Below are 16954 nucleotides of genomic sequence, written 5' to 3'. Positions count from 1 at the left end.
GAAAAGTTTGAGCGGACCAAGCCGCACGTCAACGTTGGTACGATTGGTCACGTTGACCACGGCAAGACGACGCTGACGGCAGCGATCACGACGGTGCTGACGAAGAAGTTCGGCGGCGAAGCGAAGGCTTACGACCAGATCGACGCGGCACCGGAAGAAAAGGCGCGCGGTATCACGATCAACACGGCACACGTCGAGTACGAAACGGCTAACCGCCACTACGCACACGTCGACTGCCCGGGCCACGCTGACTATGTGAAGAACATGATCACGGGCGCGGCACAGATGGACGGCGCGATCCTGGTTTGCTCGGCAGCAGACGGCCCGATGCCGCAGACGCGTGAGCACATCCTGCTGGCACGTCAGGTTGGCGTTCCGTACATCATCGTGTTCCTGAACAAGTGCGACATGGTGGACGACGCTGAACTGCTCGAGCTGGTCGAGATGGAAGTTCGCGAACTCCTGTCGAAGTACGACTTCCCGGGCGACGACACGCCGATCGTGAAGGGTTCGGCCAAGCTGGCGCTGGAAGGCGACACGGGCGAGCTGGGCGAAGTGGCGATCATGAGCCTGGCCGACGCGCTGGACACGTACATCCCGACGCCGGAGCGTGCAGTTGACGGCGCGTTCCTGATGCCGGTGGAAGACGTGTTCTCGATCTCGGGCCGTGGTACGGTGGTGACGGGTCGTGTCGAGCGCGGCATCGTGAAGGTCGGCGAAGAAATCGAAATCGTCGGTATCAAGCCGACGGTGAAGACGACCTGCACGGGCGTTGAAATGTTCCGCAAGCTGCTGGACCAAGGTCAGGCAGGCGACAACGTCGGTATCCTGCTGCGCGGCACGAAGCGTGAAGACGTGGAGCGTGGCCAGGTTCTGGCGAAGCCGGGTTCGATCACGCCGCACACGCACTTCACGGCTGAAGTGTACGTGCTGAGCAAGGACGAAGGCGGCCGCCACACGCCGTTCTTCAACAACTACCGTCCGCAGTTCTACTTCCGTACGACGGACGTGACGGGCTCGATCGAGCTGCCGAAGGACAAGGAAATGGTGATGCCGGGCGACAACGTGTCGATCACGGTGAAGCTGATCGCTCCGATCGCGATGGAAGAAGGTCTGCGCTTCGCAATCCGCGAAGGCGGCCGTACCGTCGGCGCCGGCGTCGTCGCCAAGATCATCGAGTAAGCCAGTTATTCGTTGATCGACAGTTTTGGGGCTGGCAACAGCCAGCCCCAGCATGGTTTAGGGGTATAGCTCAACTGGCAGAGCGTCGGTCTCCAAAACCGAAGGTTGGGGGTTCGATTCCCTCTGCCCCTGCCAAAAATCGCCACGTGTCCCACGTGGCATTTGTTTTAAGGTGTTATGGCGAATCCATCCGTCGAAACTGTAAATACCTCCGGCGATAAGCTGATGCTGGCCCTGGGCGTATTGCTGGTCTTGGCCGGATTCGTGGGCTTCTTCTGGCTGGCCAACCAGCAGTGGTATGTCCGCGGTGCCGCATTGGCGGTAGGTATCATCGCCGGCGTGGCCGTCGGCCTGATGTCCGCACCTGGCAAGAGCCTCATCGCGTTTGCCAAGGATTCGTACAAGGAAGTCCGCAAGGTCGTTTGGCCCACCCGCAAGGAAGCAACGCAAACCACACTCGTCGTGTTCGGTTTCGTGCTCGTGATGGCGATTTTCCTCTGGTTGAGTGACAAATCGATCGAATGGGTGATTTTCTCGGCGATTCTGGGTTGGAAATGATATGAGCGATACTCCGGCATCCCCGAGCGGAAAGCGTTGGTACGTCGTGCACGCCTACTCCGGTATGGAGAAGAGCGTGCAGCGTGCGCTTCAAGAGCGCATCGAACGTGCTGGCATGCAGGATAAATTCGGTCAGATCCTGGTTCCGACCGAAGAAGTGGTCGAAGTCAAAGGTGGCCACAAGGCAGTAACCGAGCGTCGTTTCTTCCCCGGCTACGTGCTGGTGGAAATGGAAATGACGGACGAAACGTGGCACCTCGTGAAGAACACGGCGAAGGTCACGGGTTTCGTCGGCGGTGCGCGTAACCGCCCGACTCCGATTTCCCCGAAGGAAGTCGAAAAGATCATGTCGCAGATGCAGGAAGGCGTCGAGAAGCCGCGCCCGAAGACCCTGTTCGAAGTTGGCGAGATGGTGCGTGTCAAGGAAGGCCCGTTCACGGACTTCAACGGCACGGTCGAAGAAGTCAACTACGAAAAATCGCGCGTGCGTGTGTCGGTCACGATCTTTGGCCGATCCACTCCAGTCGAACTCGAGTTCGGCCAGGTCGAAAAAGTTTGATCCCGATTCGGTGGGCAGCCTCGGCTGCCCACCTTCGCGCTTACGGTCCGCGTTATGGCCGTTGAGGAGCGTCAGTAGCCAGCGGCGAACGCGCGTTATCACTCACCGAACGCCGTCTGGCGTTCTAACGAGGTTTACAAATGGCAAAGAAGATTGTCGGCTTTATCAAGCTGCAGATTCCTGCAGGTAAAGCCAACCCGTCGCCGCCGGTCGGTCCGGCACTGGGCCAGCGCGGCCTGAACATCATGGAGTTCTGCAAGGCGTTCAACGCGCAGACTCAAGGCATGGAGCCGGGTCTGCCGGTGCCGGTGGTCATCACGGCATACGCTGACAAGAGCTTCACGTTCGTGATGAAGACGCCGCCGGCAACCGTCCTGATCAAGAAGGCAGCGAAGGTGGACAAGGGCTCGAGCAAGCCGCACACCGACAAGGTCGGTTCGATCACGCGCGCTCAAGCCGAAGAAATCGCGAAGACCAAGATGCCGGACCTTACGGCAGCTGATCTGGACGCAGCCGTTCGCACCATCGCTGGTAGCGCACGCTCGATGGGCATCACTGTGGAGGGCGTGTAAATGGCTAAGATCTCCAAGCGCCGTCAGGCATTTGCCGCCAAGGTCGACCGTCAGAAGCTGTACGCGATCGAAGATGCACTGGCACTCGTGAAGGAATGCGCGAGCGCGAAGTTCAACGAATCGATCGACGTCGCAGTCCAGCTCGGCATCGATGCGAAGAAGTCGGACCAGGTCGTTCGTGGTTCGGTCGTTCTGCCGGCAGGTACGGGCAAGTCGGTTCGCGTTGCCGTGTTCGCGCAAGGCGAGAAGGCCGAGCAGGCTCGTGCAGCAGGCGCGGAAATCGTCGGTATGGAAGACCTGGCAGAGCAGATCAAGGCTGGCCAGATGGACTTCGACATCGTGATCGCTTCGCCGGACACGATGCGTATCGTCGGTACGCTCGGTCAGATCCTCGGCCCGCGCGGCCTGATGCCGAACCCGAAGGTTGGTACGGTCACGCCGGACGTCGCAACCGCCGTCAAGAACGCGAAGGCTGGTCAGGTGCAATTCCGTGTCGACAAGGCCGGTATCATCCACGCGACCATCGGCCGTGCATCGTTCGAATCGACTGCACTGCGTTCGAACCTGTCGGCGCTGATCGAAGCGCTGCAGAAGGCCAAGCCGGCAACGAGCAAGGGCGTCTACCTGCGCAAGATCGCACTGTCGAGCACGATGGGCGTCGGCGTGCGTGTCGACCAGGCTACGCTGGCAGCGTAAGAAAGTATTCGGGCCGCTTCGTTCGCGAAGCGGCCTACATGGGCTTTGGGCGGTTGTTCGTGCAGTTGGGCGGGCAACCGGTTATCAAAGACCGTTGGTGGGACGCAGCAGGCAGGCGATCCCTTAATTCAAGCCAACGCAGATGGCGAACCCGAAAAAGTTTTGCAGTGGTGAAGCCGCAGGTCGTGAAGCGATTCACGGCGTGAGGTGGAAATACTCCTAACGAGGTCGGACGCCGTTGTTGAACGAGGTACGTGAGGTTTCGGCCATGCCGGCCGCGCCGAACGTATCGTTTCTGGAGGCTAACCGTGCCGCTTAATAGAGAAGACAAGCAAGCCGTCGTCGCTGAGGTTTCCGCGCAAGTCGCGAAGGCCCAGACCGTTGTGCTGGCTGAGTATCGTGGAATTGCGGTTGGCGATCTGACCAAGCTGCGCGCGAAAGCGCGTGAGCAACAGGTTTACCTGCGCGTGTTGAAGAACACGCTGGCGCGTCGCGCTGTTGAAGGTACCCCTTTTGCTCCGCTGGCAGAGCAGATGACTGGTCCGCTGATCTACGGCATCTCGGAAGATGCAATTGCCGCTGCTAAGGTCGTCAACGACTTCAGCAAGAGCAATGACAAGTTGGTCATCAAGGCTGGTTCGTTCGATGGCAAGGTGATGGACAAGGCTGGCGTGCAAGCGCTGGCAAGCATCCCGAGCCGTGAAGAACTGCTCTCGAAGCTGCTGTTCGTTATGCAATCGCCTGTTTCGGGCTTCGCGCGTGCTCTGGCCGCGCTCGCCGAGAAGAAGCAAGCGGAAGCTGCGTAAGCGAACGTGCATCAGCGTTACTGATCGCTGGCTGTATCCGAATTCAATTTAGGAGTATTTCAAATGGCAATCGCAAAAGAAGACATCCTGGCAGCAGTCGAAGGGATGACCGTTCTGGAACTGAACGAACTGGTCAAGGCGTTCGAAGAGAAGTTTGGCGTGTCGGCAGCTGCAGTGGCAGTCGCTGGCCCGGCAGGCGGCGGCGCTGCTGCTGCTGCAGAAGAAAAGACCGAATTCACGGTCGTTCTGGCTGAAGCAGGCAGCAACAAGGTTGCAGTCATCAAGGCAGTTCGCGAACTGACGGGCCTGGGCCTGAAGGAAGCGAAGGACGTCGTTGACGGCGCACCGAAGGCTGTCAAGGAAGGCGTCGACAAGGCTGCTGCTGAAGAAGCCAAGAAGAAGCTGGAAGAAGCTGGCGCGAAGGTCGAAGTCAAGTAAGTTTCGACGCGCTGTGCGAAGGCTGGCGGTATTTTCACCGCCGGCCTTTTTGTGCTTTGTGGGGACGTTATTCTGGCACTCATTCGGGAGCCCGAATAATCGGCCCCAGAAGCCAAAGAAAACCGCCGAATCGTTGTCAATGCATCGATTGGCGTTTCTCTTTGTCTTCTGAAGCGACTGCAGAAGGCAAGTTTGGTCGGGTAGCGGGCAACACAGGCATCCGCTGCCGTCAGCCAGCGGTTGGTAGCGGCCAACCACCAAGCTTCTCGGCTCGTTCAAGCCATCGGGCGGCCATCGGGTCTCAGTCGGTGAACACTCGGGTTTGAAACGTCCAGGTATCCCGCCTCGACAGCACCCGCCGTGATTCGGAGATCGTATGCAATATTCCTTCACCGAGAAGAAGCGCATTCGCAAGAGTTTCGCGAAGCGCCCCATCGTTCACCAAGTTCCGTTCTTGCTGGCCACCCAGCTTGAATCATTCAGCACGTTTCTGCAAGCCGATGTGCCTGGCGCGCAACGCAAGCCTGAAGGTTTGCAGGCCGCCTTCACATCGGTATTTCCCATTGTTTCGCACAACGGCTTCGCGCGCCTCGAGTTCGTGAGCTATGCGTTGTCCGCGCCGGCATTCAACATCAAGGAATGCCAGCAGCGTGGCCTGACGTACTGCTCCGCGCTGCGCGCGAAGGTCCGCCTCGTCATCCTCGACAAGGAATCGCCGAACAAGCCGGTCGTCAAGGAAGTGAAGGAGCAGGAAGTGTACATGGGCGAAATTCCGCTCATGACGCCGACGGGCTCGTTCGTCATCAACGGCACCGAGCGTGTCATCGTCTCGCAGCTGCACCGTTCGCCGGGCGTGTTCTTCGAACACGACAAGGGCAAGACGCACAGCTCGGGCAAGCTGCTGTTCTCGGCACGGATCATTCCGTACCGCGGCTCGTGGCTCGACTTCGAATTCGATCCGAAGGACATCCTGTACTTCCGCGTCGACCGTCGCCGCAAGATGCCGGTCACGATCCTGCTGAAGGCCATCGGCCTGACGCCTGAACAGATCCTCGCGAACTTCTTCGTGTTCGACAACTTCACGCTGATGGGCGAAGGCGCGCAACTCGAGTTCGTGCCCGAGCGCCTGCGTGGTGAAGTCGCGCGCTTCGACATCACGGATCGTGATGGCAAGGTCATCGTCCAGAAGGACAAGCGGATCAACGCGAAGCACATTCGCGATCTCGAAGCCGCGAAGACCAAGTTCATCTCGGTGCCGGAAGACTATCTGCTCGGCCGCGTGCTGGCGAAGAACGTCGTCGACGGCGACACCGGCGAAGTGATCGCGAGCGCGAACGACGAAGTCACGGAAAGCGTGCTCGAGAAGCTGCGCGAAGCGGACATCAAGGACATCCAGACGCTCTACACGAACGATCTGGACCAGGGTCCGTACATCTCGTCGACGCTGCGTGTCGACGAAACGACCGACAAGACGGCCGCGCGCATCGCGATCTACCGCATGATGCGTCCGGGCGAGCCGCCGACCGAAGAAGCGGTCGAGGCGCTGTTCAACCGTCTGTTCTACAGCGAAGAAGCGTACGACCTGTCGAAGGTCGGCCGCATGAAGTTCAACCGCCGCGTCGGCCGTGACGAGATCGTCGGCCCGATGACGCTGCAGGACGACGACATCCTCGCGACGATCAAGATTCTCGTCGAGCTGCGCAACGGCAAGGGCGAAGTGGACGACATCGACCACCTCGGCAACCGTCGCGTGCGTTGCGTCGGCGAACTGGCGGAAAACCAGTTCCGCGCGGGTCTCGTGCGTGTCGAGCGCGCGGTCAAGGAACGCCTCGGCCAGGCCGAAAGCGAAAACCTGATGCCGCACGACCTGATCAACTCGAAGCCGATTTCGTCGGCGATCCGCGAGTTCTTCGGTTCGTCGCAGCTGTCGCAGTTCATGGACCAGACCAACCCGCTGTCGGAAATCACGCACAAGCGCCGTGTTTCCGCACTGGGCCCGGGCGGTCTGACGCGCGAACGCGCAGGCTTCGAAGTGCGTGACGTGCACCCGACCCACTATGGCCGCGTGTGCCCGATCGAAACGCCGGAAGGTCCGAACATCGGTCTGATCAACTCGCTCGCACTGTACGCGCACCTGAACGAGTACGGCTTCCTCGAGACGCCGTACCGCAAGGTCGTGGACAGCAAGGTGACCGACCAGATCGACTACCTGTCGGCGATCGAGGAAGGCCGCTACATGATCGCGCAGGCGAACGCCGCGATCGACGAAAACGGCACGCTGATCGACGAACTCGTGTCGTCGCGTGAAGCCGGCGAAACGATGATGGTCACGCCGGACCGTATCCAGTACATGGACGTCGCGCCGTCGCAGATCGTGTCGGTTGCAGCTTCGCTGATCCCGTTCCTCGAGCACGACGATGCGAACCGTGCACTGATGGGTTCGAACATGCAGCGTCAGGCCGTGCCGTGTCTGCGTCCGGAAAAGCCGGTCGTCGGTACGGGCATCGAGCGCACCTGCGCGGTCGACTCGGGCACGACGGTCCAGGCGTTCCGCGGCGGCGTGGTCGACTACGTCGACGCAGGCCGTATCGTGATTCGCGTGAACGACGACGAAGCGGTCGCGGGTGAAGTCGGTGTCGACATCTACAACCTGATCAAGTACACGCGTTCGAACCAGAACACGAACATCAACCAGCGTCCGATCGTGAAGATGGGCGACAAGGTCTCGCGCGGCGACGTGCTGGCCGACGGCGCCTCGACGGACCTGGGCGAGCTCGCGCTCGGCCAGAACATGCTGATCGCGTTCATGCCGTGGAACGGCTACAACTTCGAAGACTCGATCCTGATCTCGGAGAAGGTCGTTGCGGACGATCGCTACACGTCGATCCACATCGAAGAGCTGAACGTCGTTGCACGCGACACGAAGCTCGGGCCGGAAGAAATCACGCGCGACATCTCGAACCTGGCGGAAGTCCAGCTCGGCCGTCTCGACGAATCGGGCATCGTGTACATCGGTGCTGAAGTCGAAGCCGGCGACGTGCTGGTCGGCAAGGTCACGCCGAAGGGCGAGACCCAGCTGACGCCGGAAGAGAAGCTGCTGCGCGCGATCTTCGGCGAGAAGGCTTCGGACGTGAAGGACACGTCGCTGCGCGTGCCGTCGGGCATGAGCGGCACCGTGATCGACGTCCAGGTGTTCACGCGTGAAGGCATCCAGCGCGACAAGCGCGCCCAACAGATCATCGACGACGAACTGAAGCGCTACCGTCTCGACCTGAACGACCAGCTGCGCATCGTGGAAGGCGACGCGTTCCAGCGTCTCGCACGCATGCTGGTGGGCAAGGTCGCGAACGGCGGTCCGAAGAAGCTCGCGAAGGGCACGAAGATCGACCAGGCTTACCTGGAAGACCTCGACCACTACCACTGGTTCGACATCCGCCTCGCGGACGACGAAGCAGCGGCATCGCTCGAAGCGATCAAGAACTCGATCGAAGAGAAGCGTCACCAGTTCGACCTCGCGTTCGAAGAGAAGCGCAAGAAGCTCACGCAAGGCGACGAACTGCCGCCGGGCGTGCTGAAGATGGTCAAGGTGTACCTCGCGGTCAAGCGTCGCCTGCAGCCTGGCGACAAGATGGCGGGCCGTCACGGTAACAAGGGTGTCGTGTCGAAGATCGTCCCGATCGAAGACATGCCGTACATGGCCGACGGCCGTCCGGCAGACGTCGTGCTGAACCCGCTGGGCGTTCCGTCGCGGATGAACGTGGGTCAGGTTCTGGAAGTGCACCTCGGCTGGGCCGCGAAGGGCCTCGGCTGGCGTATCGGCGAAATGCTGCAGCGTCAGGCGAAGATCGAGGAACTGCGCGTGTTCCTGACGAAGATCTACAACGAGTCGGGCCGCCAGGAAGACCTGGAAAGCTTCACCGACGACGAGATCCTCGAACTCGCGAAGAACCTGCGCGAAGGCGTGCCGTTTGCAACGCCGGTGTTCGACGGTGCGACCGAGGAAGAAATGGGCAAGATGCTCGACCTCGCGTTCCCGGACGACATCGCGGAACAGCTCGGCATGAACCCGTCGAAGAACCAGGTCCGCCTGTACGACGGCCGCACGGGTGAAATGTTCGAACGTCGCGTGACGCTCGGCTACATGCACTACCTGAAGCTGCACCACTTGGTCGACGACAAGATGCACGCACGTTCGACCGGCCCGTACTCGCTCGTCACGCAGCAGCCGCTGGGTGGTAAGGCGCAGTTCGGTGGCCAGCGTTTCGGTGAAATGGAAGTGTGGGCACTCGAAGCGTACGGCGCGTCCTACGTGCTGCAGGAAATGCTGACGGTGAAGTCGGACGACGTGACCGGCCGGACGAAGGTTTACGAGAACCTCGTCAAGGGCGATCACGTGATCGATGCAGGCATGCCGGAATCCTTCAACGTGCTCGTGAAGGAAATCCGCTCGCTCGGTATCGACATCGATCTCGACCGCAATTAATCGGACTACGGAGAGAAGGCAATGAAAGCTCTGCTCGATCTATTCAAGCAAGTCCAACAGGAAGAAGTTTTCGACGCGATCAAGATCGGTCTGGCCTCGCCGGACAAGATCCGTTCGTGGTCGTTCGGCGAAGTGAAGAAGCCGGAGACCATCAACTACCGTACGTTCAAGCCGGAACGCGATGGTCTGTTCTGCGCGAAGATCTTCGGGCCGATCAAGGACTACGAGTGCCTGTGCGGCAAGTACAAGCGCCTGAAGCACCGCGGCGTGATCTGCGAGAAGTGCGGCGTCGAAGTGACGCTGGCGAAGGTGCGTCGCGAACGGATGGGCCACATCGAGCTGGCCTCGCCGGTCGCGCACATCTGGTTCCTGAAGTCGCTGCCGTCGCGTCTGGGCATGGTGCTCGACATGACGCTGCGCGACATCGAACGCGTGCTGTACTTCGAAGCATACGTGGTGATCGAACCGGGCATGACGCCGCTGAAGGCGCGGCAGATCATGACCGAAGAGGATTACTACAACAAGGTCGAGGAATACGGCGACGAATTCCGTGCCGAGATGGGCGCGGAAGGCGTGCGTGAACTGCTGCGTGCGATCAACATCGACGAGCAGGTCGAGACGCTGCGCACCGAGCTGAAGAACACCGGCTCGGAAGCGAAGATCAAGAAGTACGCGAAGCGCCTGAAGGTCCTCGAGGCATTCCAGCGCTCGGGCATCAAGCCCGAGTGGATGATCCTCGAAGTGCTGCCGGTGCTGCCGCCGGAACTGCGTCCGCTCGTGCCGCTGGACGGCGGCCGTTTCGCGACGTCGGACCTGAACGACCTGTATCGCCGCGTGATCAACCGTAACAACCGGTTGAAGCGTCTGCTCGAGCTGAAGGCACCTGAAATCATCGTCCGCAACGAAAAGCGGATGCTGCAGGAAGCCGTCGACTCGCTGCTCGACAACGGTCGTCGCGGCAAGGCGATGACGGGCGCGAACAAGCGTCCGCTGAAGTCGCTCGCCGACATGATCAAGGGCAAGGGCGGTCGTTTCCGTCAGAACCTGCTGGGCAAGCGCGTCGACTACTCGGGCCGTTCGGTCATCGTGGTCGGCCCGACGCTGAAGCTGCACCAGTGCGGTCTGCCGAAGCTGATGGCGCTCGAGCTGTTCAAGCCGTTCATCTTCAACAAGCTGGAAGTGATGGGCGTCGCGACGACCATCAAGGCTGCGAAGAAGGAAGTCGAGAACCAGACGCCGGTGGTGTGGGACATCCTCGAAGAGGTGATCCGCGAGCACCCGGTGATGCTGAACCGTGCGCCGACGCTGCACCGTCTCGGTATCCAGGCGTTCGAGCCGGTGCTGATCGAAGGCAAGGCGATTCAGCTGCACCCGCTCGTCTGCGCGGCGTTCAACGCCGACTTCGACGGTGACCAGATGGCCGTTCACGTGCCGCTGTCGCTCGAAGCGCAGATGGAAGCGCGTACGCTGATGCTGGCGTCGAACAACGTGCTGTTCCCGGCCAACGGCGATCCGTCGATCGTGCCGTCGCAGGATATCGTGCTGGGTCTGTACTACGCGACCCGCGAAGCGATCAACGGCAAGGGCGAAGGCCTGTCGTTCACCGGCGTGTCGGAAGTGATCCGCGCGTACGAGAACAAGGAAGTCGAGCTGGCCTCGCGCGTCAACGTGCGGATCACCGAAATGGTCCGCAACGAGGACACGTCGGAAGGCGCGCCGGAATTCGTGCCGAAGATCTCGCTGTACGCGACGACCGTCGGTCGCGCGATCCTGTCGGAGATCCTGCCGCACGGCCTGCCGTTCTCGGTGCTGAACAAGCCGCTGAAGAAGAAGGAAATCTCGCGCCTGATCAACACCGCATTCCGCAAGTGCGGTCTGCGTGCGACGGTCGTGTTCGCCGACCAGCTGATGCAGTCGGGTTTCCGCCTCGCGACGCGTGCCGGCATTTCGATCTGCGTGGACGACATGCTCGTGCCGCCGCAGAAGGAAACGATCGTCGGCGACGCTGCGAAGAAGGTGAAGGAGTACGACCGCCAGTACATGTCGGGTCTCGTCACCGCGCAGGAACGCTACAACAACGTGGTCGACATCTGGTCGGCAACGTCGGAAGCGGTCGGCAAGGCGATGATGGAGCAGCTGTCGACGGAGCCGGTGACGGACCGCGACGGCAACGAGACGCGCCAGGAGTCGTTCAACTCGATCTACATGATGGCCGACTCGGGCGCCCGGGGTTCGGCGGTGCAGATTCGTCAGCTGGCCGGTATGCGAGGCCTGATGGCGAAGCCGGACGGCTCGATTATCGAGACGCCGATTACCGCGAACTTCCGCGAAGGCCTGAACGTGTTGCAGTACTTCATCTCGACCCACGGCGCACGTAAGGGTCTGGCTGATACGGCACTGAAGACCGCGAACTCGGGTTACCTGACGCGTCGTCTCGTCGACGTCACGCAGGATCTGGTGGTGGTCGAGGACGATTGCGGCACGTCGAACGGCGTCGCGATGAAGGCGCTGGTCGAAGGCGGTGAAGTCGTCGAAGCGCTGCGCGACCGTATCCTCGGCCGCGTCGCGGTCGCGGACGTCGTGAACCCGGAAACGCAGGAAACGCTGTACGAATCGGGCACGCTGCTCGACGAAACGGCGGTCGAGGAAATCGAACGCCTCGGCATCGACGAAGTGCGCGTGCGCACGCCGCTGACCTGCGAAACGCGTTACGGTCTGTGCGCGGCCTGCTACGGCCGTGACCTCGGCCGCGGCTCGCTCGTGAACGTCGGCGAAGCAGTCGGCGTGATCGCGGCACAGTCGATCGGTGAGCCGGGCACGCAGCTGACGATGCGTACGTTCCACATCGGTGGTGCGGCATCGCGTGCGGCAGTGGCGTCGTCGGTCGAAGCGAAGAGCAACGGTATCGTGCGTTTCACGGCGACGATGCGTTACGTCACCAACGCGAAGGGCGAGCAGATCGTCATTTCGCGTTCGGGCGAGGCGCTGATCACCGACGATTTCGGTCGCGAGCGCGAGCGTCACAAAGTGCCGTACGGCGCGACGCTGCTGCAACTCGACGGCGCGACGATCAAGGCCGGCACGCAGCTGGCGACGTGGGACCCGATGACGCGTCCGATCATCACCGAGTACGGTGGTACGGTGAAGTTCGAGAACGTCGAGGAAGGCGTGACCGTCGCGAAGCAGATCGACGACGTGACCGGCCTGTCGACGCTGGTCGTGATCGACGTGAAGCGTCGTGGTTCGCAAGCTTCGAAGAGCGTGCGTCCGCAGGTGAAACTGCTCGACGCGAACGGCGACGAAGTGAAGATCCCGGGCACGGAGCACGCAGTGCAGATCGGCTTCCAGGTCGGCGCACTGATCACCGTGAAGGACGGCCAGCAAGTGCAGGTGGGTGAAGTGCTTGCACGTATCCCGACCGAAGCGCAGAAGACGCGTGACATTACCGGCGGTCTGCCGCGGGTGGCGGAACTGTTCGAAGCGCGTTCGCCGAAGGACGCCGGCATTCTCGCGGAAGTCACCGGTACGACGTCGTTCGGCAAGGACACGAAGGGCAAGCAGCGTCTCGTCATCACGGACCTCGAAGGCAATCAGCACGAGTTCCTGATCGCGAAGGAAAAGCAGGTCCTGGTCCACGATGCTCAGGTCGTCAACAAGGGCGAAATGATCGTGGACGGCCCGGCCGATCCGCACGACATCCTGCGTCTGCAGGGTATCGAGGCGCTGTCGCGCTACATCGTCGACGAAGTGCAGGACGTGTATCGTCTGCAGGGCGTGAAGATCAACGACAAGCACATCGAGGTGATCGTTCGCCAGATGCTGCGTCGTGTGCAGATCACCGACAACGGTGATACGCGCTTCATCCCGGGCGAACAGGTCGAGCGTTCCGACATGCTGGACGAGAACGATCGCATGATCGCCGAGGGCAAGCGCCCGGCTTCGTACGACAACGTGCTCCTCGGTATCACGAAGGCGTCGCTGTCGACCGACTCGTTCATCTCCGCGGCATCGTTCCAGGAAACGACCCGCGTGCTGACCGAAGCGGCGATCATGGGCAAGCGCGACGATCTGCGCGGCCTGAAGGAAAACGTGATCGTCGGCCGTCTGATCCCGGCCGGTACGGGTCTCGCGTTCCACAAGGCACGCAAGGCGAAGGAGATGTCCGACCGCGAGCGTTTCGACCAGATCGCAGCGGAAGAGGCATTCGACTTCGGTACGCCGAGCGCGCCGGCGGAAGAGCCGCAACACCCGGCAGCCGAATAAGCGCGGGCGGCGCGAGCCGCCTCACGCTGCCGTATTCGCTGTCATCGAAACCGCCCGGTCCGCCGGGCGGTTTTTTTTATCCGTCGTTCACGTGCATGACGGGCTTGCCGCACGGTCGCGCAGGCCCGTCATGCGCGCGCTCGAACCCTGTCCGATCGGCCAACGTTGCACGATTCGCCGCGCGCTGCGCGAGCGGGTTGTTAAAATTGCGGTCATCCTTCCGCCGTCCTCGTTCTCACTCATGTCCCGCGCCCTCGAAATCCTCGACGAAGTTTTTGGTTATTCCGCCTTTCGCGGCCAGCAGGGCGAGATCGTCGAACACGTCGCCGGCGGCGGTGATTGCCTCGTGCTGATGCCGACGGGCGGCGGCAAGTCGCTGTGCTACCAGATCCCGGCGCTGCTGCGCCGCGAGGCCGGGCAGGGCGCGGGCATCGTGGTGTCGCCGCTGATCGCGCTGATGCAGGACCAGGTCGCCGCGCTGAGCGAAGTCGGCGTGCGCGCGGCCTACCTGAACTCGACACTGTCGGGCGCCGAGGCCGCGGCGACCGAGCGCGCGCTGCGCGAGGGCGAGATCGACCTGCTGTACGTCGCGCCCGAGCGGCTGATGACGGGTCGCTTCCTCGACCTGCTCGAGCGCGCGAAGATCGGCCTGTTCGCGATCGACGAGGCGCACTGCGTGTCGCAGTGGGGGCATGACTTCCGTCCCGAATACATCCAGCTGTCGGTGCTGCACGAACGCTTCCCGTCGGTGCCGCGCATCGCGCTGACCGCCACTGCCGACGCGATCACGCGCGACGAGATCATCCATCGCCTCGCGCTCGACGACGCGCGTGTGTTCGTGTCGAGCTTCGATCGTCCGAACATCCGTTACCGTATCGTCGAGAAGGACAACGCGCGTTCGCAGCTGCTCGACTTCATCCGCGCGGAACACACGAACGCGGACGGCACGACCGACGCGGGCGTCGTCTACTGCCTGTCGCGCCGCAAGGTCGAGGAAACGGCCGAATGGCTGAAGGCTCAGGGTGTGCGCGCGCTGCCGTATCACGCGGGGATGGAGTTCGAGGTACGGCAGAAGCACCAGGAAATGTTCCAGCGCGAGGAAGGCATCGTGATGTGCGCGACGATCGCGTTCGGCATGGGCATCGACAAGCCGGATGTGCGCTTTGTCGCGCACCTCGATTTGCCGAAGAGCGTCGAGGGCTACTACCAGGAAACCGGCCGTGCGGGCCGCGACGGGATGCCGGCGAACGCGTGGATGGCGTACGGGCTCGGTGACGTCGTCCAGCAGCGCAAGATGATCGACGAGTCCGATGCGGACGACGCGCACAAGCGCGTGCAGACGTCGAAGCTCGACGCGTTGCTCGGGTTGTGCGAGACGATCTCGTGCCGGCGCGTGCGGCTCCTGAACTACTTCGGCGAGGCGAGCCAGCCGTGCGGCAACTGCGACACGTGCCTCGAACCGCCCGATTCATGGGACGCGACGCGCGAGGCGCAGATGGCGCTGTCATGCGTATTCCGCGCGCAGCGCGCGAGCGGCTTCAATTTCGGCTCGAGCCATCTGATCGAGATCCTGCGCGGCGGCCGCACGGAGAAAGTGTTGCAGCGCGGCCACGATCAGCTCAGCACGTTCGGGATCGGCGCATCGCTGTCCGAACCCGAGTGGCGCGCGATTTTCCGGCAACTCGTCGCGTACGGCTATCTCGCGGTCGACCATGGCGGCTTCGGCGCGCTGATGCTGACCGAGGCCGCGAAGCCGGTGCTGAAGAACGAGGAGAAGGTCACGCTGCGCCGCTACGTGAAGCCGCAGCGCACGCGCCAGTCGTCGAGCCGCAGCGGCACGCGCGTCGACCCGACGGCCGGCATGGGCACGCGCGAGCGCGCACGCTGGGACGCGCTGCGCGCGTGGCGCGCGGAAACCGCGAAGTCCGACGGCGTGCCGGCCTACGTGATCTTCCACGATGCGACGCTGGCCGAAATCGCGCGCAACGCGCCAGAGACGATCGACGACCTGCGCCATATCCCCGGCATGGGCGTGCGCAAGCTCGAGCGCTTCGGCGACGAGATCATCGACGTCGTCGAATCGGCGTGACACAGGTGTTCCGACCCTTCCGGTAAACCGCCCGCGCGGCTGGCAAATCACGCAAGCCGTTGACTTAGTTGGCATTTCCGGAATATCATGCTGGGTTCCGGTATTCGGTGGGCCGTGTCGCGTTCGAAAGCTCGCACCCGATTCGCCGGTTCGGAAGTCAACTGTGCGTCGATTCTCGCTTTGCCCGAAATCGATGTGCAGATTTTGTTCAATTTCAGGAATAAACAATGCCAACCATCAACCAACTGGTTCGCAAAGGCCGTCAGTCGGAAACGACGAAGAGCAAGAGCCCGGCCCTGCAGGACTGCCCCCAGCGTCGCGGCGTGTGCACCCGTGTGTACACGACGACGCCGAAGAAGCCGAACTCGGCACTCCGTAAGGTCGCCAAGGTTCGTCTGACGAACGGCTTCGAAGTGATTTCGTACATCGGCGGTGAAGGCCACAACCTGCAGGAACACTCGGTTGTGCTGATCCGCGGCGGCCGTGTGAAGGACTTGCCGGGTGTGCGTTACCACATGGTTCGCGGCTCGCTGGATACCCAGGGCGTCAAGGACCGTAAGCAAGCGCGCTCGAAGTACGGCGCGAAGCGTGCAAAGGCTGCCAAGTAAGCAGTTTTTGATCAGGGATCGCCGCAGGGCGGTCAAGGCGGGAGTGCCGGATTGCCGGTGCTGTCGAGTAAGTGGTCACCCGGCCAAGCTGGTTAGTCGTGAAGATGTGATCGGGTTTGTTGGTGGCCGCGGAGCTGGAACCAGCTCCAACTGAACAAGTAAAGGAAGAATCATGCCGCGTCGTCGCGAAGTCCCCAAGCGGGAAGTGTTGCCGGATCCGAAGTTCGGCAACGTTGATGTTGCCAAGTTCATGAACATGCTGATGCTGTCCGGCAAGAAGTCGGTTGCAGAGCGCATCGTTTATGGCGCATTCGAACAAATCCAGACCAAGGGTGGCAAGGACCCGCTGGAAGTGTTCACGGTTGCGCTCAACAACGTGAAGCCGGTGGTCGAAGTGAAGAGCCGCCGCGTTGGTGGTGCCAACTATCAAGTTCCGGTCGAAGTGCGCCCGTCGCGTCGTATGGCATTGGCGATGCGCTGGCTGCGTGAGGCTGCGAAGAAGCGCAGCGAGAAGTCGATGGCTCTGCGCCTGGCTGGTGAACTCTCCGAAGCGGCCGAAGGCCGTGGCGGCGCGATGAAGAAGCGCGATGAAGTTCACCGCATGGCAGAAGCCAACCGCGCGTTCTCGCATTTCCGTTTCTAAGCGCCTGGCTGGGCTGTTTGCGGAAATAAATTCCGGGCGGGTGCGCTTTTCAGGCGC

General features: G+C 61.8%; 12 protein-coding genes and 1 tRNA gene. All 13 read left to right on the top strand.

The features are described from left to right. Positions 1–1182: elongation factor Tu (tuf, locus tag DIE17_RS34845; protein ID WP_034191706.1), on the top strand; the 1182-nt coding region annotated here is incomplete at its 5' end. A gap of 59 nt (positions 1183–1241) precedes the next feature. Next, positions 1242–1317: transfer RNA gene (locus DIE17_RS34840), tRNA-Trp, on the top strand. A 42-nt stretch (positions 1318–1359) separates the two neighbouring features. Next, positions 1360–1740 (top strand): preprotein translocase subunit SecE, encoded by a 381-nt coding sequence (secE, locus tag DIE17_RS34835; RefSeq protein ID WP_006482892.1) that lies wholly within the window; start codon positions 1360–1362, stop codon positions 1738–1740. Position 1741: 1 nt separating this feature from the next. After that, positions 1742–2299, top strand: coding sequence for a transcription termination/antitermination protein NusG (gene nusG, locus DIE17_RS34830; protein WP_006400672.1), 558 nt, complete (start codon positions 1742–1744; stop codon positions 2297–2299). Positions 2300–2439: 140 nt separating this feature from the next. Continuing rightward, positions 2440–2871: a 50S ribosomal protein L11 gene (gene rplK, locus DIE17_RS34825; protein WP_006400671.1), complete on the top strand. Its 432-nt coding sequence runs from the start codon at positions 2440–2442 to the stop codon at positions 2869–2871. After that, positions 2872–3567: a 50S ribosomal protein L1 gene (gene rplA / locus DIE17_RS34820; protein ID WP_044849038.1), complete on the top strand. Its 696-nt coding sequence runs from the start codon at positions 2872–2874 to the stop codon at positions 3565–3567. Between the two features lie 308 nt (positions 3568–3875). Continuing rightward, positions 3876–4373 carry a 50S ribosomal protein L10 gene (gene rplJ / locus DIE17_RS34815; protein WP_021161756.1) on the top strand — a complete coding sequence of 166 codons (498 nt, stop codon included), beginning with the start codon at positions 3876–3878 and terminating at the stop codon, positions 4371–4373. 63 nt (positions 4374–4436) lie between these two features. Continuing rightward, positions 4437–4811, top strand: a complete 375-nt coding sequence (gene rplL / locus DIE17_RS34810) for a 50S ribosomal protein L7/L12 (protein ID WP_021161757.1) — start codon at positions 4437–4439, stop codon at positions 4809–4811. A 376-nt stretch (positions 4812–5187) separates the two neighbouring features. Next, entirely contained in the window at positions 5188–9294 is a 4107-nt protein-coding gene (gene rpoB / locus DIE17_RS34805; RefSeq protein WP_044849037.1) for a DNA-directed RNA polymerase subunit beta, read from the top strand. 21 nt (positions 9295–9315) lie between these two features. Then, on the top strand, positions 9316–13557 hold the full coding sequence (rpoC, locus tag DIE17_RS34800; protein ID WP_044849036.1) for a DNA-directed RNA polymerase subunit beta': 4242 nt from the start codon (positions 9316–9318) through the stop codon (positions 13555–13557). A 241-nt stretch (positions 13558–13798) separates the two neighbouring features. Further along, positions 13799–15646: a DNA helicase RecQ gene (recQ, locus tag DIE17_RS34795; RefSeq protein WP_044849035.1), complete on the top strand. Its 1848-nt coding sequence runs from the start codon at positions 13799–13801 to the stop codon at positions 15644–15646. 227 nt (positions 15647–15873) lie between these two features. Then, positions 15874–16254 (top strand): 30S ribosomal protein S12, encoded by a 381-nt coding sequence (gene rpsL, locus DIE17_RS34785; protein WP_006400662.1) that lies wholly within the window; start codon positions 15874–15876, stop codon positions 16252–16254. A gap of 172 nt (positions 16255–16426) precedes the next feature. Continuing rightward, positions 16427–16897 carry a 30S ribosomal protein S7 gene (gene rpsG, locus DIE17_RS34780; RefSeq protein ID WP_006477195.1) on the top strand — a complete coding sequence of 157 codons (471 nt, stop codon included), beginning with the start codon at positions 16427–16429 and terminating at the stop codon, positions 16895–16897. Positions 16898–16954 lie beyond the last annotated feature (57 nt).

Source organism: Burkholderia sp. Bp9099, assembly GCF_003857805.1.
Lineage (GTDB): Bacteria > Pseudomonadota > Gammaproteobacteria > Burkholderiales > Burkholderiaceae > Burkholderia.
The sequence above is the reverse complement of the archived record's forward strand: the minus strand, read 5'-3'. Positions and strand labels throughout refer to the sequence as shown.

Bases quoted from the DNA above. Each gene is read 5' to 3' on its own strand.
- rplL (WP_021161757.1), top strand. From the start codon at position 4,437: ATGGCAATCGCAAAAGAAGACATCCTGGCAGCAGTCGAAGGGATGACC.
- recQ (WP_044849035.1), top strand. From the start codon at position 13,799: ATGTCCCGCGCCCTCGAAATCCTCGACGAAGTTTTTGGTTATTCCGCC.
- rplA (WP_044849038.1), top strand. From the start codon at position 2,872: ATGGCTAAGATCTCCAAGCGCCGTCAGGCATTTGCCGCCAAGGTCGAC.
- rpoC (WP_044849036.1), top strand. From the start codon at position 9,316: ATGAAAGCTCTGCTCGATCTATTCAAGCAAGTCCAACAGGAAGAAGTT.
- rplK (WP_006400671.1), top strand. From the start codon at position 2,440: ATGGCAAAGAAGATTGTCGGCTTTATCAAGCTGCAGATTCCTGCAGGT.
- secE (WP_006482892.1), top strand. From the start codon at position 1,360: ATGGCGAATCCATCCGTCGAAACTGTAAATACCTCCGGCGATAAGCTG.
- rpoB (WP_044849037.1), top strand. From the start codon at position 5,188: ATGCAATATTCCTTCACCGAGAAGAAGCGCATTCGCAAGAGTTTCGCG.
- nusG (WP_006400672.1), top strand. From the start codon at position 1,742: ATGAGCGATACTCCGGCATCCCCGAGCGGAAAGCGTTGGTACGTCGTG.
- rpsL (WP_006400662.1), top strand. From the start codon at position 15,874: ATGCCAACCATCAACCAACTGGTTCGCAAAGGCCGTCAGTCGGAAACG.
- rpsG (WP_006477195.1), top strand. From the start codon at position 16,427: ATGCCGCGTCGTCGCGAAGTCCCCAAGCGGGAAGTGTTGCCGGATCCG.